The 18,941-nt window shown below is 55.1% G+C and carries 18 protein-coding genes; 11 read left to right on the plus strand and 7 right to left on the minus strand.

Annotated elements, in window-relative coordinates:
- Positions 1-29: 29 nt before the first annotated feature.
- The 9 genes from murC (at position 30) to mutT (ending at position 10,747) form a co-directional block, all read left to right on the plus strand.
- The gene (gene murC / locus O1721_RS07455) at positions 30-1,505 is read left to right on the plus strand and encodes a UDP-N-acetylmuramate--L-alanine ligase (RefSeq protein ID WP_003856345.1); all 1,476 of its coding nucleotides are present in this window, start codon (positions 30-32) and stop codon (positions 1,503-1,505) included.
- Positions 1,498-2,418: a D-alanine--D-alanine ligase gene (locus O1721_RS07460; RefSeq protein WP_017694515.1), complete on the plus strand. Its 921-nt coding sequence runs from the start codon at positions 1,498-1,500 to the stop codon at positions 2,416-2,418. The genes murC and O1721_RS07460 overlap by 8 nt, the downstream gene beginning before the upstream one ends.
- A gap of 1 nt (position 2,419) precedes the next feature.
- A complete protein-coding gene (ftsQ, locus tag O1721_RS07465) occupies positions 2,420-3,262 on the plus strand; it encodes a cell division protein FtsQ (RefSeq protein WP_003856342.1) in 843 nt (280 codons plus the stop codon).
- Positions 3,259-4,515 (plus strand): cell division protein FtsA, encoded by a 1,257-nt coding sequence (gene ftsA / locus O1721_RS07470; RefSeq protein WP_003856340.1) that lies wholly within the window; start codon positions 3,259-3,261, stop codon positions 4,513-4,515. Before ftsQ ends, ftsA begins: the two co-directional genes overlap by 4 nt.
- A gap of 63 nt (positions 4,516-4,578) precedes the next feature.
- Positions 4,579-5,730 (plus strand): cell division protein FtsZ, encoded by a 1,152-nt coding sequence (gene ftsZ, locus O1721_RS07475; protein WP_003856338.1) that lies wholly within the window; start codon positions 4,579-4,581, stop codon positions 5,728-5,730.
- A 101-nt stretch (positions 5,731-5,831) separates the two neighbouring features.
- On the plus strand, positions 5,832-6,749 hold the full coding sequence (gene lpxC / locus O1721_RS07480) for a UDP-3-O-acyl-N-acetylglucosamine deacetylase (RefSeq protein ID WP_003856337.1): 918 nt from the start codon (positions 5,832-5,834) through the stop codon (positions 6,747-6,749).
- Positions 6,750-7,029: 280 nt separating this feature from the next.
- Positions 7,030-7,533 carry a secA translation cis-regulator SecM gene (secM, locus tag O1721_RS07485; protein WP_032103219.1) on the plus strand — a complete coding sequence of 168 codons (504 nt, stop codon included), beginning with the start codon at positions 7,030-7,032 and terminating at the stop codon, positions 7,531-7,533.
- A gap of 58 nt (positions 7,534-7,591) precedes the next feature.
- Positions 7,592-10,297, plus strand: a complete 2,706-nt coding sequence (secA, locus tag O1721_RS07490; RefSeq protein ID WP_015572673.1) for a preprotein translocase subunit SecA — start codon at positions 7,592-7,594, stop codon at positions 10,295-10,297.
- Positions 10,298-10,354: 57 nt separating this feature from the next.
- On the plus strand, positions 10,355-10,747 hold the full coding sequence (gene mutT, locus O1721_RS07495; protein WP_026080649.1) for an 8-oxo-dGTP diphosphatase MutT: 393 nt from the start codon (positions 10,355-10,357) through the stop codon (positions 10,745-10,747).
- A 34-nt stretch (positions 10,748-10,781) separates the two neighbouring features.
- Here the strand turns inward: mutT and yacG are convergent, their stop codons facing one another.
- The 3 genes from yacG to coaE are packed head-to-tail and all read right to left on the minus strand — an operon-like array spanning position 10,782 to position 12,349.
- Positions 10,782-10,976, minus strand: a complete 195-nt coding sequence (yacG, locus tag O1721_RS07500) for a DNA gyrase inhibitor YacG (protein WP_003856332.1) — start codon at positions 10,974-10,976, stop codon at positions 10,782-10,784.
- Positions 10,977-10,985: 9 nt separating this feature from the next.
- Positions 10,986-11,729 carry a cell division protein ZapD gene (zapD, locus tag O1721_RS07505; RefSeq protein WP_017383779.1) on the minus strand — a complete coding sequence of 248 codons (744 nt, stop codon included), beginning with the start codon at positions 11,727-11,729 and terminating at the stop codon, positions 10,986-10,988.
- The gene (gene coaE / locus O1721_RS07510; RefSeq protein WP_032647250.1) at positions 11,729-12,349 is read right to left on the minus strand and encodes a dephospho-CoA kinase; all 621 of its coding nucleotides are present in this window, start codon (positions 12,347-12,349) and stop codon (positions 11,729-11,731) included. Before coaE ends, zapD begins: the two co-directional genes overlap by 1 nt.
- A 228-nt stretch (positions 12,350-12,577) precedes the next feature.
- Here coaE and O1721_RS07515 point away from each other — a divergent pair, with 228 nt between their 5' ends.
- The gene (locus O1721_RS07515; protein ID WP_017383777.1) at positions 12,578-13,621 is read left to right on the plus strand and encodes a GMP reductase; all 1,044 of its coding nucleotides are present in this window, start codon (positions 12,578-12,580) and stop codon (positions 13,619-13,621) included.
- Between the two features lie 33 nt (positions 13,622-13,654).
- Here O1721_RS07515 and hofC read toward each other — a convergent pair whose 3' ends face one another.
- The 4 genes from hofC to nadC form a co-directional block, all read right to left on the minus strand.
- The gene (gene hofC, locus O1721_RS07520; protein WP_032647252.1) at positions 13,655-14,839 is read right to left on the minus strand and encodes a protein transport protein HofC; all 1,185 of its coding nucleotides are present in this window, start codon (positions 14,837-14,839) and stop codon (positions 13,655-13,657) included.
- Positions 14,829-16,208 carry a type II secretion system protein GspE gene (gspE, locus tag O1721_RS07525; protein WP_015572679.1) on the minus strand — a complete coding sequence of 460 codons (1,380 nt, stop codon included), beginning with the start codon at positions 16,206-16,208 and terminating at the stop codon, positions 14,829-14,831. The genes hofC and gspE overlap by 11 nt, the downstream gene beginning before the upstream one ends.
- 12 nt (positions 16,209-16,220) lie before the next feature.
- A complete protein-coding gene (ppdD, locus tag O1721_RS07530; RefSeq protein ID WP_015572680.1) occupies positions 16,221-16,658 on the minus strand; it encodes a prepilin peptidase-dependent pilin in 438 nt (145 codons plus the stop codon).
- A gap of 174 nt (positions 16,659-16,832) precedes the next feature.
- A complete protein-coding gene (gene nadC / locus O1721_RS07535) occupies positions 16,833-17,726 on the minus strand; it encodes a carboxylating nicotinate-nucleotide diphosphorylase (protein WP_032647254.1) in 894 nt (297 codons plus the stop codon).
- A 140-nt stretch (positions 17,727-17,866) separates the two neighbouring features.
- On the opposite strand from nadC, the gene O1721_RS07540 reads away from it, so the two are divergent.
- The gene (locus O1721_RS07540; protein WP_000427619.1) at positions 17,867-18,871 is read left to right on the plus strand and encodes an IS110-like element IS5075 family transposase; all 1,005 of its coding nucleotides are present in this window, start codon (positions 17,867-17,869) and stop codon (positions 18,869-18,871) included.
- The last annotated feature ends 70 nt before the right edge of the window (positions 18,872-18,941 follow it).

Raw genomic sequence — 18,941 nt, forward strand, 5'->3', positions numbered from 1 at the left:
TTTTTGAAGTAGTCGATGGCGTTTAGAGAATGAATACACAACAACTGGCAAAACTGCGTTCTATCGTGCCCGAGATGCGTCGCGTCCGGCACATTCACTTTGTCGGCATCGGTGGTGCTGGCATGGGCGGTATTGCCGAAGTGTTAGCTAACGAAGGCTATCAGATCAGCGGGTCTGACCTGGCGCCAAACCCTGTTACGCAGCAGCTGGCGTCGCTGGGGGCGACTATCTATTTCAATCATCGCCCGGAAAACGTGAGCGATGCGAGCGTGGTTGTGGTGTCCAGCGCTATCTCCGCGGATAACCCGGAAATCGTTGCGGCGCATGAGGCGCGCATCCCGGTGATCCGTCGCGCGGAAATGCTGGCGGAACTGATGCGTTTCCGTCACGGCATTGCGGTGGCCGGTACGCACGGTAAAACCACCACAACAGCGATGGTCTCCAGCATTTATGCGGAAGCGGGTCTCGACCCGACGTTCGTTAACGGTGGTCTGGTGAAAGCCGCTGGCGTGCATGCGCGTCTGGGCCACAGCCGTTATCTGATTGCGGAAGCGGATGAGAGCGATGCGTCGTTCCTGCATCTACAGCCGATGGTGGCGATCGTCACCAACATCGAAGCTGACCATATGGACACTTACCAGGGCGACTTCGAGAACTTAAAGCAGACCTTTATTAACTTCCTGCACAACCTGCCGTTCTATGGCCGTGCGGTGATGTGCGTGGACGATCCGGTTATTCGCGAGCTGCTGCCGCGCGTCGGGCGTCAAATTACGACCTACGGCTTCAGCGAAGACGCGGATGTACGCGTAGAAGATTACAAGCAGATCGGTGCGCAGGGGCATTTCACCCTCGCGCGTCAGGATAAAGACCTGCTGCATGTCACCCTGAACGCGCCGGGACGTCACAACGCCCTGAATGCGGCAGCGGCGGTGGCTGTTGCGACAGAAGAAGGCATTGACGATGAAGCGATCCTGCGCGCACTGGAGAGCTTCCAGGGGACGGGCCGTCGCTTCGACTTCCTCGGTGAATTCCCGCTGGAGCCGGTAAACGGTAAGCCAGGTTCTGCGATGCTGGTAGACGACTACGGTCACCATCCGACGGAAGTGGACGCAACCATCAAAGCGGCACGCGCGGGTTGGCCGGAAAAGAATCTGGTCATGATCTTCCAGCCGCACCGTTACACGCGTACTCGCGATCTGTATGACGATTTTGCCAACGTCCTTTCGCAGGTCGATACCCTGCTGATGCTGGATGTTTATGCAGCGGGTGAAACTCCGATTCCGGGTGCGGACAGTCGTTCTTTATGTCGTACCATCCGTGGACGCGGTAAAGTGGATCCTATTCTGGTTCCCGACCCGGCGCAGGTGGCTGAAATGCTTGCCCCGGTCCTGACGGGTAACGATCTGATCCTGATTCAGGGCGCGGGAAATATCGGCAAAATCGCCCGTACCTTAGCTGAAATCAAACTGAAGCCGCAAACTCAGGAGGACGAGCGTCATGGCTGATAAGATTGCTGTCCTGTTTGGCGGCACTTCCGCCGAACGCGAGGTTTCTCTGAATTCGGGCGCTGCCGTGCTGGCGGGCCTGCGTGAAGGTGGTGTGGACGCGCATCCGGTTGATCCGAAAGAGGTGGACGTCACGCAGCTGAAAGCGATGGGCTTCGATAAAGCCTTTATCGCGTTGCACGGTCGCGGCGGTGAAGACGGCACGTTGCAGGGGCTGCTGGAGCTGATCGGCATGCCGTACACCGGCAGCGGCGTGATGGCATCCGCCATCTCCATGGATAAACTGCGCAGCAAACTGCTGTGGCAGGGGGCGGACCTGCCCGTTGCGCCATGGGTTGCACTGACGCGTCGTGAATATGAATTGGGTCTGTCGGACAGCGTTAATACACGCATTGCGGCACTGGGCTTACCGGTTATTGTGAAGCCGAGCCGTGAAGGGTCGAGCGTGGGAATGTCCAAAGTCGATAAAGCTGTAGATTTGGCTGACGCTTTAGCACTGGCATTTCAACATGATGAAGAAGTTCTGATTGAAAAATGGCTTAGCGGGCCGGAATTTACCGTCGCGATGCTTGGCGAAGAAATTTTACCGTCAATTCGCATCCAACCCGCCGGAGTCTTCTATGATTATGAGGCGAAGTATCTCTCTGATGAGACGCAATATTTCTGCCCAGCGGGTCTTGAAGCAGAGCGTGAGGCCGAATTACAGTCTCTGGTGCTTAAAGCCTGGAATGTGCTGGGATGTCGTGGCTGGGGACGCATTGACGTGATGCTTGACGGTGACGGGCAATTTTATCTGCTGGAAGCAAACACGTCTCCGGGTATGACCAGCCATAGCCTTGTGCCGATGGCGGCGCGTCAGGCGGGAATGAGCTTCTCGCAGTTAGTCGTACGTATTCTGGACCAGGCGGGCTGATATGTCTCAGGCTGCATTGAACACGCGCAACCGCGATGACGAAGAAGAATATTCCTCTTCGCGCCGGAGTAATGGAACGCGTCTTGCAGGGATCATCTTCCTGCTCGGGGTGCTGTGCACCGTGTTTATCAGCGGCTGGATGGTGCTGGGCTGGATGGAAGACGCGCAGCGGTTGCCGCTGTCGAAGCTGGTGGTGACCGGGGAGCGACACTACACGCGTAACGATGACATTCGCCAGTCGATTCTGGCGCTTGGGTCGCCTGGCACCTTTATGACGCAGGACGTCAACATTATCCAGAGTCAGATTGAACGTCTGCCGTGGATAAAACAGGCGAGTGTCAGAAAACAATGGCCAGATGAATTGAAGATTCATCTGGTTGAATATGTGCCGATTGCGCGTTGGAATGATCAGCATATGGTTGACGTAGACGGAAATTCGTTCAGCGTCCCGAGCGATCGTGTCAACAAGCAGAATTTACCGATGTTGTATGGCCCGGAAGGCAGCGAAAACGAAGTATTGCAGGGTTTTCGTGAGATGGGGCAGGTGCTGGCTAAGGATCGCTTTACGTTAAAAGATGCTGCGATGACGGCGCGCCGTTCCTGGCAGTTGACCCTAACGAATGGCATTAAGCTCAATCTTGGCCGCGGCGACACAATGAAACGTCTGGCGCGTTTTGTAGAACTTTACCCGGTTTTACAGCAGCAGGCGCAGACGGATGGCAAACGGATAAGCTACGTTGATTTGCGCTATGACTCAGGCGCAGCAGTCGGTTGGGAGCCGGCTCCGGTCGAGGAACCTAATCAGCAACAAAATCAGGCACAGGTACAGGCAGAACAACAATGATCAAGTCGACGGACAGAAAATTGGTAGTAGGACTGGAGATTGGCACCGCGAAGGTTGCCGCTTTGGTAGGGGAAGTTCTGCCCGACGGTATGGTCAATATCATTGGCGTGGGCAGCTGCCCCTCCCGTGGTATGGATAAAGGTGGGGTAAACGACCTTGAGTCGGTGGTGAAATGCGTTCAGCGCGCCATCGACCAGGCTGAATTGATGGCAGATTGCCAGATTTCCTCTGTCTATCTGGCCCTGTCTGGTAAGCACATCAGCTGCCAGAATGAAATCGGTATGGTGCCGATTTCTGAAGAAGAGGTGACGCAGGAAGACGTTGAGAACGTTGTCCACACGGCGAAATCCGTGCGTGTTCGCGACGAGCACCGTGTGCTGCATGTGATCCCGCAGGAATACGCGATCGACTACCAGGAAGGCATCAAGAATCCGGTCGGTCTGTCGGGCGTGCGTATGCAGGCAAAAGTGCACCTGATCACATGTCACAACGATATGGCGAAGAACATTGTAAAAGCCGTTGAACGTTGTGGCCTGAAAGTTGACCAACTCATTTTCGCCGGTCTTGCCGCGAGCTATTCCGTGCTGACCGAAGACGAACGTGAACTGGGCGTCTGTGTGGTCGATATTGGTGGTGGTACAATGGACATGGCCGTCTATACCGGCGGTGCGTTACGCCACACCAAAGTGATCCCGTACGCCGGGAATGTGGTGACCAGCGATATCGCTTACGCCTTTGGTACGCCACCGAGCGATGCAGAGGCGATTAAAGTGCGCCATGGTTGCGCGCTGGGCTCTATCGTCGGCAAAGACGAGAGCGTTGAAGTGCCGAGCGTAGGCGGGCGACCGCCGCGCAGCCTGCAACGCCAGACGCTGGCAGAGGTGATTGAGCCGCGTTATACCGAGCTGCTCAACTTGGTCAACGAAGAGATTTTGCAGTTACAGGAACAGCTTCGCCAGCAGGGTGTGAAACATCATCTCGCGGCGGGGATTGTATTAACCGGCGGGGCAGCGCAAATTGAAGGTCTTGCGGCCTGCGCTCAGCGCGTGTTCCATACGCAGGTGCGTATTGGTGCGCCGCTGAATATTACCGGTTTAACGGATTACGCTCAGGAGCCGTATTACTCAACGGCCGTGGGCCTGCTGCACTACGGGAAAGAATCCCATTTGAGTGGTGAAGCAGAAGTGGAAAAACGCGTCTCGGTGGGGTCTTGGGTCAAACGACTTAACACCTGGTTGCGAAAAGAGTTTTAATTTTTTTAAGAGACCGGAGAGAATTAGCGGTCTCGGGCGACAGGCACAACGGAGAGAGAGATTATGTTTGAACCTATGGAATTAACCAACGACGCGGTGATTAAAGTCATCGGCGTCGGTGGCGGCGGCGGTAACGCCGTAGAGCACATGGTGCGCGAGCGCATCGAAGGTGTTGAATTCTTCGCGGTGAACACCGATGCGCAGGCGCTGCGTAAAACGGCTGTTGGCCAGACGATTCAGATCGGTGGTGGCATCACCAAAGGTCTGGGAGCAGGGGCTAACCCGGAAGTGGGCCGCAACGCGGCTGAAGAAGATCGTGAAGCGCTGCGCGCTGCACTGGACGGTGCAGACATGGTCTTCATCGCAGCGGGTATGGGCGGCGGTACAGGTACCGGTGCAGCACCCGTTGTGGCGGAAGTCGCTAAAGATTTAGGTATTCTGACCGTTGCTGTCGTGACCAAGCCTTTCAACTTTGAAGGTAAGAAGCGTATGGCTTTCGCGGAGCAGGGTATCACCGAGCTGTCCAAGCACGTGGACTCTCTGATTACCATCCCGAACGACAAGCTGCTGAAAGTGCTGGGTCGCGGTATCTCTCTGCTGGACGCCTTTGGCGCGGCAAACGACGTGCTGAAAGGCGCGGTTCAGGGTATTGCTGAACTGATTACCCGTCCAGGTCTGATGAACGTTGACTTTGCAGACGTTCGCACCGTGATGTCCGAGATGGGCTACGCGATGATGGGCTCTGGCGTGGCGAGCGGCGAAGACCGTGCGGAAGAAGCCGCTGAAATGGCGATCTCTTCTCCACTGCTGGAAGATATCGATCTGTCTGGTGCGCGCGGCGTGCTGGTCAACATTACCGCTGGCTTTGACCTGCGTCTGGATGAGTTCGAAACCGTGGGTAACACCATCCGTGCGTTCGCCTCTGACAACGCGACCGTCGTTATCGGTACGTCCCTTGATCCGGAAATGAACGACGAACTGCGTGTGACCGTTGTGGCCACCGGTATCGGTATGGACAAGCGTCCTGAGATCACCCTGGTGACCAACAAACAGACTCAGCAGCCGGTTATGGATCGTTACCAGCAGCACGGTATGGCGCCTCTGACTCAGGAGCAAAAACCCGCTGCGAAAGTGGTGAACGACCCAACTCCACAAACGGCAAAAGAGCCAGATTATCTGGATATCCCGGCGTTCCTGCGTAAGCAAGCTGACTAAGAATTGGCTGGAATTTGGGGATTTGCGCTCTTTGTGCTAAACTGGCCCACCGTTAGTGATATACACTCTCGGTTGGATAGTTAATTTGGCGAGATTATACGATGATCAAACAAAGGACACTTAAACGTATCGTTCAGGCGACGGGTGTCGGTTTACATACCGGCAAGAAAGTCACACTGACGTTACGCCCTGCGCCGGCCAATACCGGGGTCATCTATCGTCGCACCGACTTGAATCCACCGGTAGATTTTCCGGCCGATGCCAAATCTGTGCGTGATACTATGCTCTGTACTTGTCTGGTGAACGAGCATGACGTGCGGATTTCTACCGTAGAGCACCTGAACGCCGCCCTGGCGGGTCTGGGTATCGACAACATTATGGTTGAAGTCGATGCGCCAGAAATCCCGATCATGGACGGGAGTGCTGCTCCGTTCGTTTATTTGTTGCTGGATGCCGGCATCGAAGAACTGAACTGCGCGAAGAAATTTGTTCGCATTAAAGAGACCGTTCGCGTCGAAGATGGCGACAAATGGGCTGAATTCAAACCGTACAATGGTTTCTCGTTGGACTTCACCATCGATTTTAACCATCCGGCGATTGACTCCAGCACTCAGCGCTATGCGATGAACTTCTCTGCGGATGCGTTCATGCGTCAGATCAGCCGAGCACGTACCTTCGGCTTTATGCGTGATATCGAATATCTGCAATCCCGCGGCCTGTGCCTGGGCGGCAGCTTCGATTGTGCCATCGTTGTTGACGATTATCGCGTACTGAACGAAGACGGCCTGCGTTTTGAAGATGAATTTGTTCGTCACAAAATGCTGGACGCGATCGGCGACCTCTTCATGTGTGGTCACAACATCATTGGTGCATTTACCGCGTTTAAATCCGGTCATGCACTGAACAACAAACTGTTGCAGGCCGTCCTGGCAAAACAGGAAGCCTGGGAATATGTGACCTTCGAAGACGAAGCTGAACTGCCGCTGGCGTTCAAAGCCCCGACTATGGTCCTGGCGTAACGGTTAAAGCCGTTTCGTAAGAAAAGCGACTGGTTCACCTGGTACTCTCTCCGACCAGGGAAGCCAGTCGTTTTTATTTCTGCCCTTCTTTAATTTGTCCCCCTCACCCCTGGCCTGTGTCGGGTGCCGAATAACGGTGTGTTCGCTGCATTATTGACCGTTTTTACCTGCTGCAAGGTGTCATTCCTGCTGCCGTGTATTGGCTTTAGTGGTAATATCTGGGCGCTAAAAAAGAATAACTGAACTCAGCCTGCACTGGCGGGCGAACGTGGTGGAGCAAGTGAGCGGAATACTGACGCGCTGGCGACAATTTGGCAGACGTTACTTCTGGCCGCATCTCTTATTGGGGATGGTCGCGGCGAGTTTCGGCTTGCCTGTACTCAGCAACAGCGCAGACGCGGCCACGCCAGCACGTTCCACGACGACCAAACACGATCTCACCACACGGGTTAACTTCACTAATCTCGCATGGCTTGAAGCCAGCCGCCGTCCTAATTTCTCCGTTGATTACTGGCAGCAGCACGCGATTCGCACGGTTATCCGCCATCTGTCGTTCGCGATGGCGCCGCAGACGATGCCTGTTGCGGAAGAAACGCTGCCGGTTCAGGCTCAGCATCTTGCCCTGCTCGATACGCTTAATGCGCTTCTGACGCAGGACAACCAGCCGCCAGTGACCGTAAATCAGACGGCGCAAACGGATTTTGTTTCCCCTGCATCCTTCTCTGTTTCGACATGGATTAGCCAGGTTCACGGCATCCGTGCCGGGCCTCAACGCCTCAGCTAAATTAACCTTTTTCAATACCTTAATTTATCTGCCCGACTGGGGCGTTTGAGAATTTATTATGCTAATCAAATTGTTAACCAAAGTTTTTGGTAGTCGTAACGATCGTACCCTGCGCCGCATGCGCAAAGCTGTGAACGTCATCAACGGTATGGAACCGGCGATGGAGAAGCTCACTGATGATGAGCTGAAAGCGAAAACCGCGGAGTTCCGTGCGCGTCTGGAGAAAGGTGAAACCTTAGAAAGCCTGATCCCGGAAGCCTTCGCCGTTGTACGTGAGGCCAGTAAACGCGTGTTCGGCATGCGTCACTTCGACGTGCAGCTGCTGGGCGGGATGGTGCTCAACGAGCGCTGCATCGCGGAAATGCGTACCGGTGAAGGTAAAACCCTGACGGCAACGCTGCCGGCTTACCTGAATGCGCTGACGGGTAAGGGCGTTCACGTTGTTACCGTCAACGACTATCTGGCGCAGCGCGACGCAGAAAACAACCGTCCACTGTTCGAATTCCTCGGCATGACCGTGGGCATTAACATGTCCGGCCTGCCGGCACCTGCCAAGCGTGAAGCCTACAACGCGGATATCACCTACGGCACCAACAACGAATACGGCTTCGACTACCTGCGTGACAACATGGCGTTCAGCCCGGAAGAGCGCGTCCAGCGTAAACTGCACTATGCGCTGGTGGATGAGGTTGACTCCATTCTGATCGATGAAGCGCGTACCCCGCTGATCATCTCCGGCCCGGCCGAAGACAGCTCCGAGATGTACCGTAAAGTCGACAAAATCATTCCTCACCTGCTGCGTCAGGAGAAAGAAGACTCCGATACTTTCCAGGGGGAAGGTCACTTCTCCGTGGATGAAAAAGCGCGTCAGGTCAACCTGACCGAACGCGGCCTGGTGAAAATCGAAGAGTTGCTGGTGGCTGAAGGCATTATGGAAGAGGGCGAGTCTCTGTACTCCCCGAGCAACATCATGCTGATGCACCACGTAACGGCCGCACTGCGCGCGCACGCCCTGTTCACCCGCGACGTTGACTACATCGTTAAAGACGGCGAAGTCATCATCGTCGATGAACACACCGGCCGTACCATGCAGGGACGTCGCTGGTCCGATGGCCTGCACCAGGCCGTGGAAGCGAAAGAAGGCGTGGATATTCAAAACGAAAACCAGACGCTGGCATCCATCACCTTCCAGAACTACTTCCGTCTGTACGAGAAGCTGGCGGGGATGACCGGTACCGCAGATACCGAAGCGTTTGAGTTCAGCTCCATCTATAAGCTGGATACCGTGGTAGTACCTACCAACCGTCCGATGATCCGTAAGGATATGCCGGACCTGGTATACATGACTGAAGCGGAAAAAATTCAGGCGATCATTGAAGATATTCGCGAACGTACCGCGAAGGGCCAGCCGGTACTTGTGGGGACCATCTCCATCGAGAAATCCGAAGTGGTATCTAACGAGCTGACCAAAGCAGGCATCAAACACAACGTTCTGAACGCCAAGTTCCACGCTAAAGAAGCAGATATCGTTGCGCAGGCCGGTTACCCGGCTGCCGTAACCATCGCCACCAACATGGCGGGTCGTGGTACCGATATTATGCTCGGCGGTAGCTGGCAGGCCGAAGTGGCGGAGCTGGAAAACCCAACCCCAGAGCAAATCGCGCAGATCAAAGCCGACTGGCAGGTGCGTCACGACGCGGTGCTGGCATCCGGTGGTCTGCACATCATTGGTACCGAGCGTCATGAATCTCGTCGTATCGATAACCAGCTGCGCGGTCGTGCAGGTCGTCAGGGTGATGCCGGTTCTTCCCGCTTCTATCTGTCTATGGAAGATGCGCTGATGCGTATTTTCGCCTCTGACCGTGTGTCCGGCATGATGCGTAAACTGGGCATGAAACCTGGCGAAGCGATCGAGCACCCGTGGGTTACCAAAGCGATTGCCAACGCCCAGCGTAAAGTAGAAAGCCGCAACTTCGATATTCGTAAGCAGCTGCTGGAATATGATGACGTTGCCAACGACCAGCGTCGTGCGATCTACACCCAGCGTAACGAACTGCTGGACGTATCCGACGTGAGCGAAACCATCAACAGCATTCGCGAAGATGTGTTCAAAGCCACTATCGACGCGCACATTCCGCCGCAGTCTCTGGAAGAGATGTGGGATATCGAAGGTTTGCAGGAACGTCTGAAAAACGACTTCGATCTCGAACTGCCAATCAAAGAGTGGCTGGACAAAGAGCCTGAGCTGCACGAAGAGACCCTTCGCGAGCGTATCTACGAAACCGCGCTGGACGTCTACAAGCGTAAGGAAGAAGTGGTTGGCGCAGAGATGATGCGTCACTTCGAGAAAGGCGTAATGTTGCAGACCCTGGACTCCCTGTGGAAAGAGCACCTGGCGGCAATGGACTACCTGCGTCAGGGTATCCATCTGCGTGGTTATGCGCAGAAAGATCCGAAGCAGGAGTACAAGCGTGAATCCTTCTCCATGTTTGCTGCCATGCTGGAGTCGCTGAAGTATGAAGTCATCAGCACCCTGAGCAAAGTTCAGGTGCGTATGCCGGAAGAAGTGGAAGCGATGGAGCAGCAGCGTCGTGAAGAAGCTGAGCGTCTGGCACAGATGCAGCAGTTGAGCCATCAGACCGATGAGAGCGAAGCCGCAGCGGCAATCGCAGCGCAGACGGGCGATCGTAAAGTCGGTCGTAACGATCCGTGCCCATGCGGTTCCGGCAAAAAATACAAGGCGTGCCACGGCCGCCTGAGCTAAGAACATAACAAACTGAAAAGGCGCAGATATCTGCGCCTTTTTTATGGAAGTGACATGATGAAAACACTGCAAATTGCTGTCGGGATCATTCGCAACCCGCAAAATCAGATCTTCATTACCCAACGTGCCGCCGATGCGCACATGGCCAACAAATGGGAATTCCCCGGCGGAAAAATCGAATCAGGTGAAACGCCGGAGCAGGCGCTGGTGCGTGAGCTTCAGGAAGAGGTGGGGATCACCCCGCTTGGCGCAACGCTGTTCGATAAGCTGGAGTACCAGTTTCCGGATCGTCACATCACGCTGTGGTTCTGGCTGGTTGAAAACTGGGAAGGTGAGCCGTGGGGAAAAGAGGGGCAGCCGGGTAACTGGATTGAGCTTCAGGCCAGCGATGCGGAAAAATTCCCGCCTGCCAATGAGCCTGTGATCCTCCGGCTGGCCGCACAACCGTAGGCCTGCTAAGCGAAGCGCCAGCAGGCTTTGAACGTTACTGCTGGTTTTCGCTCCAGTCATCGCTATCCGAGAGATCGCCTTCGCTCGGAATGCGTTTCTCTTCCGCCGCCCATTCGCCCAGGTCTATAAGCTGACAGCGCTTGCAGCAGAATGGGCGAAATGGACTCACTTCTCCCCAGACGACAGTTTTCCCACAGGTTGGGCAGTTTACGGTGGTTACGTCAGACATTGGCACTCCTTAACAACAGGCCAGTTCAAAATCGAGGCGTTCCGGCACGGTGCCATGTTCACTGTCCAGCGGCATAAAGCGGATCGCGAAACGGCTTTTATGTCCGGAAATTTGCGGGTAAAGCTGCTCGCCAAGAGACAGGTTCAGGCGCAGAAGATCGGCGTCGTCGCCGTTATCCTGATAGAAACCGTTGAGACTGGTTTGTTTGCGGAACGGGGCAGAGTTACGCACAAGATCGAGGATCAGGGATAACGTCTGATTCATCGGCTCCAGGCTGCCCAGCCAGCTGTTCACCTGGCGATCGCGCTGTTCCTGCGGCATGTGCAGCCACATATGCAGCGTTGGCAGATCAAAGCTACAGCATCCGCCCGGTATGCTCAGGCGCTGGCGCACCAGCGCAATCAGACGATCCTCTCGTAAAAACTGGCCAACGCGCGGCGCGGCCATCAGGGTCGTGCTGCTGTTTTTTAGCTGCTTGCGTAAAGCGTCAATTCGACTTTGATCCACGCCCGGTACTTCGGCCCAGGCCTGTAATTTACGCTGCTGGCGCTCCAGCTCTTTCAACAGCTCAGTGCGGACGTCGCCGCGTTCAATCACATCCAGCAGATCGCCCACGTTGCGGAAAAAATGCAGCGCGGTGGCGTGATCGTTGACAGGCAGATGTTGTGAAAGCTGTTGAATAAGAAATTCTATGCGTAGCCAGGTACGCATTTTTTCGTTAAGCGGGTGCTCAAAAAGGATATGAGTCGACATTATGGTTTTTCCTGTGCAACGGCCTGCGCGGCGAAGGTCAGATACTGCGCGTGCAGACGAGCAACATCCGATGCAATGGCATCTGGTGCGCCGTTATTATCAATAACATCATCCGCAATGGCGAGGCGCGCTTCGCGCGTGGCCTGTGCGGCAAGAATTTGTTCAGCATGCTCGCGTGAAACATGGTCACGCGCCATGGTTCTCTGGATTTGCGTTTCGCGGGAAACGTCAATCACCAGCGTTCTGTCTGCTTTATGCTGAAGCTGATTTTCCACCAGTAACGGGACCACCCACAACACATAGGGCGAACGGGCTGCGGCAATCTGACGCTGAGTTTCCTGGTGGATAATGGGGTGGAGCAGGGCATTAAGCCAGGCTTTTTCCGCTGGATCGGAAAATATGCACTCACGCAGCTGCCGACGATTCAGGGTGCCGTCAGCCTGTATCACACGGCGACCAAAATGCGCTTCGATGGCGTTTAAGGCGGGTGTATTGGGTTCTACCACCTGACGGGCAATGATATCGGCGTCGATAATCGTGATGCCGAGACGAGCAAACGCATGCGCAACGGTGCTTTTACCACTACCGATGCCGCCGGTTAATGCGACGATATACCCCATTAAATCAGATCCTGGGAATTATTCAGTTTTAAAATCAGTTGCTTAAAATTCAAACTTACAACAGCCAATGTTTAGCTCTCTTTACCCGCTTTTTACCAGGTAAATTTATAGGATTGTAGCGTAAAAAAAGAGAATTTCGCAGTCTTGCGGAGCAGGTATTAGTGCGTATGATAGCGTCACTGGAGTTGTGCTTTTAATATATTTGCCTCTAACCCCAGGAATCCGCACATGCGTATCGAAGAAGATCTGAAGTTAGGTTTCAAAGACGTTCTTATCCGCCCTAAACGCTCTACACTGAAAAGTCGCTCAGACGTTGAACTCGAACGTCAATTCACCTTTAAGCATTCCGGTCAGACGTGGTCTGGCGTGCCGATTATCGCGGCCAACATGGATACCGTCGGGACCTTCGAGATGGCGACCGCACTGGCGCAATTCGACATCCTTACTGCGGTACACAAACACTACAGCGCTGAAGAGTGGGATGCGTTTGTCGCCTCCGCCTCGGCTGACGTGGTGAAGCATGTGATGGTCTCGACCGGTACCTCTGATGCAGATTTCGAGAAAACCAAACAGATCCTGAACGCCAATCCAGCGCTGAATTTTGTCTGCATTGACGTAGCAAATGGTTATTCCGAGCATTTCGTTCAGTTCGTCAGCAAGGCACGTGAGGCCTGGCCAACCAAAACCATCATCGCGGGCAACGTGGTGACCGGTGAAATGTGTGAAGAGCTGATCCTCTCCGGGGCCGACATTGTGAAAGTTGGCATTGGCCCGGGGTCCGTTTGCACCACGCGCGTGAAAACCGGTGTGGGTTATCCGCAGCTGTCTGCGGTAATTGAATGCGCTGACGCTGCGCACGGTCTGGGCGGCCAGATCATCAGCGACGGTGGCTGCACCATGCCAGGCGATGTCGCGAAAGCCTTCGGCGGCGGCGCGGATTTCGTGATGCTCGGCGGCATGCTGGCTGGCCACGAAGAGAGCGGCGGTACCGTGGTGGAAGAAAACGGTGAGAAGTTCATGCTGTTCTACGGAATGAGCTCTGAATCCGCGATGACCCGTCACGTGGGCGGTGTCGCGAAATACCGTGCGGCGGAAGGCAAAACCGTTAAGCTGCCACTGCGTGGTCCGGTCGAAAACACGGCGCGCGATATCCTCGGCGGTCTGCGTTCTGCCTGCACCTACGTTGGTGCTTCCCGCCTGAAAGAGCTGACGAAACGCACGACGTTTATCCGCGTTCAGGAGCAGGAAAACCGCGTATTCAATAGCCTCTGACGGCTACGGCTGGCGCGCGTCCGTGCGCCAGCATTACCCCGCGCTCATTGCATCCCCCAGATGGAAAATCGGCAAATACATTGCCACCACCAGCGTGCCAATAATCAGACCCGTCACGACCAGTAGCAAAGGCTCAAGAAGCGCTGCCAGATTGTCTGCCTGCTGAAATGTCTGTTCCGTATGGTGGCGGGCCAGATTCATCAGCATCACATCCAGTGAACCCGACACTTCTCCGGTGCGAATGAGCTGAATACACAGTGGCGTAAAAACAGAGGCCTTCTGGAAGGAGGACCACACGGGCATCCCCTGTTCGATATCGCTGCGTATCTCACGGAGTTTCTCCTGCCAGTAGCCCCTCTCAACGGTCTCCTCCACACTCTCCAGTCCTTGTAAAAAGGCAATTCCGGCCTGCTGGGTTAATGACAGCACGGTAAAAATCTGCCCCAGTTTTTGCCCGCGCGTCAGCGTGCCCATCACCGGTACGTGTAACAAGACATACTGCCAGCGTGGATGCCGCCGCAGCTTACAGGCGATGACAACCATTGCCACGAGCAGGGCCAAAAGGGTGAGGATATGCGCCTGAACCAAGGCCGCCAGCCCCATGACTGCCTGCGTGAGCAAAGGGAGCGGGGTGTTGAACGTTTTGTAGATTGCAGCAAACTCAGGCAAAACCAGCGTGACCATCGCCAGCACCACGAAAACGGCCAGCGTCAGGATGATCAGCGGATAGCGCAGCGCTTTCTTCACCTTCGCACTGAGCTGCTGCTGGGATTTTTGTTGCTGCGCAAGCTGACGGCAGCAGGCTTCGAGCTTACCCGTCAGCTCACCCGTCTTCACCATTGAGACATAAAGAGGGCTAAACACCTCTGGCCATTTCTTCATGGCCTCTGACAGGGCGCAACCTTCGCTCAGGTCATCAGCAAGACTGTGCAGCAGCGCCTGCCAGTGCTGCAAAGGATGCTGTTCCGCCAGCATGTGCAGGCTTTGGGATAGCGTGAGTCCAGCCTGTAGCAGCGTGGCGAGCTGGCGAAAAATATCGTAGCAGTGCTGCACCTGCCATCGCTGGCGCTGCTGACAGCGTTTTAGCGCCAGCGGGTGCAGTTGTTTAAGCACCAGAGCCGTGTAAGCTGCGTCACGGTCGATGGCCCAGAGGGTGCCGGTTTGCACCTCCCCCTCGGTGTTCAGGGCACGCCAGCGCCAGAGCGAATTAGCAGCCATCGGGCATTCCCAGGACGCGCAACAGCTCTTCGAGCGTGGTCAGCCCTTGTTCTACGGCCATGCAGCCATGCTCAAACAAAGAGGTCATTCCCGCCTGACGAGCGCTGGACCCAATCACCTCCGTGCTTGCTCCGCTGGCGATGGCCTGCCGCAGCGTGTCGTCGATGACGAGCACTTCAAAAATGGCTACGCGACCATAAAAACCGTGGTAGCAGCGATCGCAGCCGGTGGGTTGCCAGCGAGGAAGCGGCCGGGGCCACAGCGTGCGGGGTAATTCGGTGTGGCGGCTGGCTTCCTGTCGGCAGTACGGACATAAACGGCGCACCAGTCGCTGGGCAATCACCATCGAGAGCGCCGAAGAGATCATCCAGCGCGCGACGCCCATCTGTTGCAGCCGTACCAGCGTTTCAGTCGTCGAATTAGTATGGAGGGTGGACAGCACCAGATGCCCGGTTTGCGCCGCCTTAATGGCAATTTCTGCCGTTTCGCCGTCACGAATTTCACCCACCATAATGATGTCAGGATCCTGCCTGAGCAGGGCACGCAGCACGCTCTGAAAGGTCAGCCCCGCGCGCGGATTAATCTGCGTCTGGTTTAAGCCTGCAAGCGGGATTTCAACGGGATCTTCCACGCTGCAAATATTGACGTCAGGGGTATTTCGCGCCTGTAACGCGCTGTACAGCGTCACCGTTTTCCCGCTACCGGTCGGGCCGGTGACCAGAATCAACCCCTGAGGGCTGTTAAGCGCCCCGGCAAAACGGGCCTGCTGGTCTGCGCTCATCCCCAGCTGTTCAAGCTCCAGTGCCTGCTGTACCTGGTGAAGCAGACGAAGCACGATTTTTTCTCCACCACTACAGGGAAGGGTTGCGATACGAAAAGAGACGGGGACGCTTGCCAGCTCCACCGTAAACTGGCCGTCCTGCGGCAGGCGGCGCTCCGCAATATCCAGTTGACCCAGCACCTTCAGGCGTGCGGCAAGCGTCGTCCCGAGGGCGGCAGAGATCGGCAGTTGCGGGTAGAGAACACCGTCGATTCGCAAACGGATCTGGTAGCCGTGCTCCGTCGGTTCAATATGGATGTCAGAAGCCCGCTGGTTTACTGCCTGCTGCAAGGTTGTACTGAGCACGTCAGCGGCTGAGTTTGGCGCTATGCCCGGCAGGTGTGATGATGAGACGGACTGAAGCCGTTTTTCCATCCGTTCTGCCGTCCAGCACTCAATATCAATACGCTTCTGCGTGGCGAAGCGTAACGCTTCCATCAGCTCAGAGGCAGGATTACCCACCACCGCAATGCTGATCATATCGGTGTCGCTTGCGAGTAGCAGTGCGTGATGGCGCTGACAGAGCGTCATTAGCTGTTCGGTATTCATTGTCCACTCCTGTCAGTTGTTGTCGAAGCGGAAAACATCTTCACAGGCTTGTCTGAGCGCCGTGTCGGACGCAATTTTGCAGTCACGCGTCCAGCCCGTCATACCGTTACCGTCGCTCCAGATCGGTGTCATGAGCACTTCAAGTCCGTTAAGGCTTTCCTGCCCTGTTAACGATACGGCCCCCTTTGCCACGCTCATCGCTGAAACGTAACGTGTGGTTGTCGGGGAGGGGATGCCATTGGTGCCTGCGTCGCAGCTATCCACACCACCACGATCCAGGGCGCAAAGCTCAATGGCGGTGCGGTAGGGGATGAACGTTTGCAGCATATCGGTGAGCGCCGCTTTTCGCAGGTAGTTCTGATAGGCCGGAACGCCAATCGCGCTCAGGATGGCAATAATGCCAATGACCACCATTAGCTCAATCAGGGTAAATCCTTGTTGTCTGTTCATGTCTGCTCCTTACGTTAAGTGGCGCTACTGTGGCAGTGCCAGCATGCAGAAACGAGGGACAAAAGCGTGAACGTGAAGGGGCTTTCAGGGAAATGATTCAGTGTTGCAGAGAAGGACAGCGTAATTGCGAGCGGTTTCGTATTTCCCCTCTCCGGGCGGAGAGGGGAGGATAAGTTATTTGAAGCGCATCGAGAGGTCGAGGGCACGGACGTGCTTGGTCAGGGCGCCAACGGAGATGTAATCCACACCGGTTTCAGCAAATTCGCGGATGGTGTCGAACGTCACGTTGCCGGACACTTCAAGCTGCGCCTGGCCGTTTGTGCGTTTGACCGCTTCACGCATCTGCTCCGTGTCGAAGTTATCGAGCATGATGATGTCAGCCCCCGCTTTAATGGCCTCGTCCAGCTCCTCCAGCGTTTCCACTTCCACTTCGACCGGCACATCCGGATGCAGCCAGAAGGCTTTTTCCACGGCCTGACGCACCGAGCCAGAGGCAATAATGTGGTTCTCTTTGATCAGGAAGGCATCGGATAGCCCCAGACGATGGTTGGCGCCGCCACCGCAGAGTACCGCGTATTTCAGCGCGGTCCGCAGGCCCGGCAGGGTTTTACGGGTATCCAGCAGCTGCGTGCGGGTGCCTGCCAGCAGGTCAACGTAGCGGCGTACTTCACTGGCAACGCCAGAGAGCGTTTGCACAAAATTGAGCGCGGTGCGTTCACCGGTCAGCAAGACGCGGGACGTGCCGTCCAGCTCGAACAGTGGCTGATTCGCCGTGACCGCATCACCGTCTTCAACGTGCCATGTTACCTGCACCTCGTCGCCTGCCAGCTGGGTAAAGACCTCCTCAACCCAGCGTTTTCCGCAGAAGACTCCCGCTTCGCGGGTGATGATCACCGCATGCGAGCGCGTCTCTTTTGGCAACAATTGGGCGGTAATATCGTTATCGGCGCTGACGTCGCCGCCGAGATCTTCTTTCAGGGCATGGGCAACGCTTGCCGGGATATCACTATTAATACGTTCCAGAAGCGCGTCACGTCGGTGGTCGGGGTTATAGCGGCGAGGCGGCATGATAAAACTCCAAATTGGTAACGAATCATAATATTGAAACATGCTACTCTGAACCGAGTAACAGCACCATAGATAATGAGATGGTCACTCCCTCCTTCCCAGTACTATGCTGAGGACAGGCTTTCATTCGGAGAACCATCATGGAAAACATTGCGCTTATTGGTATCGATCTGGGTAAGAACTCTTTCCATATTCATTGTCAGGATCATCGTGGGAAGGCCGTTTACCGTAAAAAATTCACCCGACCAAAGCTAATCGAATTTCTGGCGACATGCCCGGCAACAACCATCGCGATGGAAGCCTGTGGCGGTTCTCACTTTATGGCACGCAAGCTGGAAGAGTTAGGGCATTTTCCAAAGCTGATATCACCGCAATTTGTCCGCCCATTCGTTAAAAGCAACAAAAATGACTTCGTTGATGCTGAAGCTATCTGTGAAGCAGCATCACGTCCATCTATGCGTTTCGTGCAGCCCAGAACCGAATCTCAGCAGGCAATGCGAGCTCTGCATCGTGTCCGTGAATCCCTGGTTCAGGATAAGGTGAAAACAACTAATCAGATGCATGCTTTTCTGCTGGAATTTGGTATCAGCGTTCCGCGAGGTGCTGCCGTTATTAGTCGACTGAGTACCCTTCTTGAGGACAGTAGTTTGCCTCTTTATCTCAGCCAGTTACTGCTGAAATTACAACAGCATTATCACTATCTTGTTGAGCAGATTAAAGATCTGGAATCTCAGTTGAAACGAAAGTTGGACGAAGATGAGGTTGGACAGCGCTTGCTGAGTATTCCCTGCGTTGGAACGCTGACTGCCAGTACTATTTCAACTGAGATTGGCGACGGGAAGCAGTACGCCAGCAGCCGTGACTTTGCGGCGGCAACAGGGCTGGTACCCCGACAGTACAGCACGGGAGGTCGGACGACATTGTTAGGGATTAGCAAGCGGGGCAACAAAAAGATCCGAACTTTGTTGGTTCAGTGTGCCAGGGTATTCATACAAAAACTGGAACACCAGTCTGGCAAGTTGGCCGACTGGGTCAGGGAGTTGTTGTGTCGGAAAAGCAACTTTGTCGTCACCTGTGCTCTGGCAAACAAGCTGGCCAGAATAGCCTGGGCACTGACGGCGCGACAGCAAACTTACGAAGCATAAAGGCAGAAATACACCAGTTTAAACAATCATTCATCTGGTTTTGCGAATACTGATATTGATGATACTAACG

It is taken from the genome of Enterobacter cloacae complex sp. HYC033_NIDB (assembly GCF_056673335.1).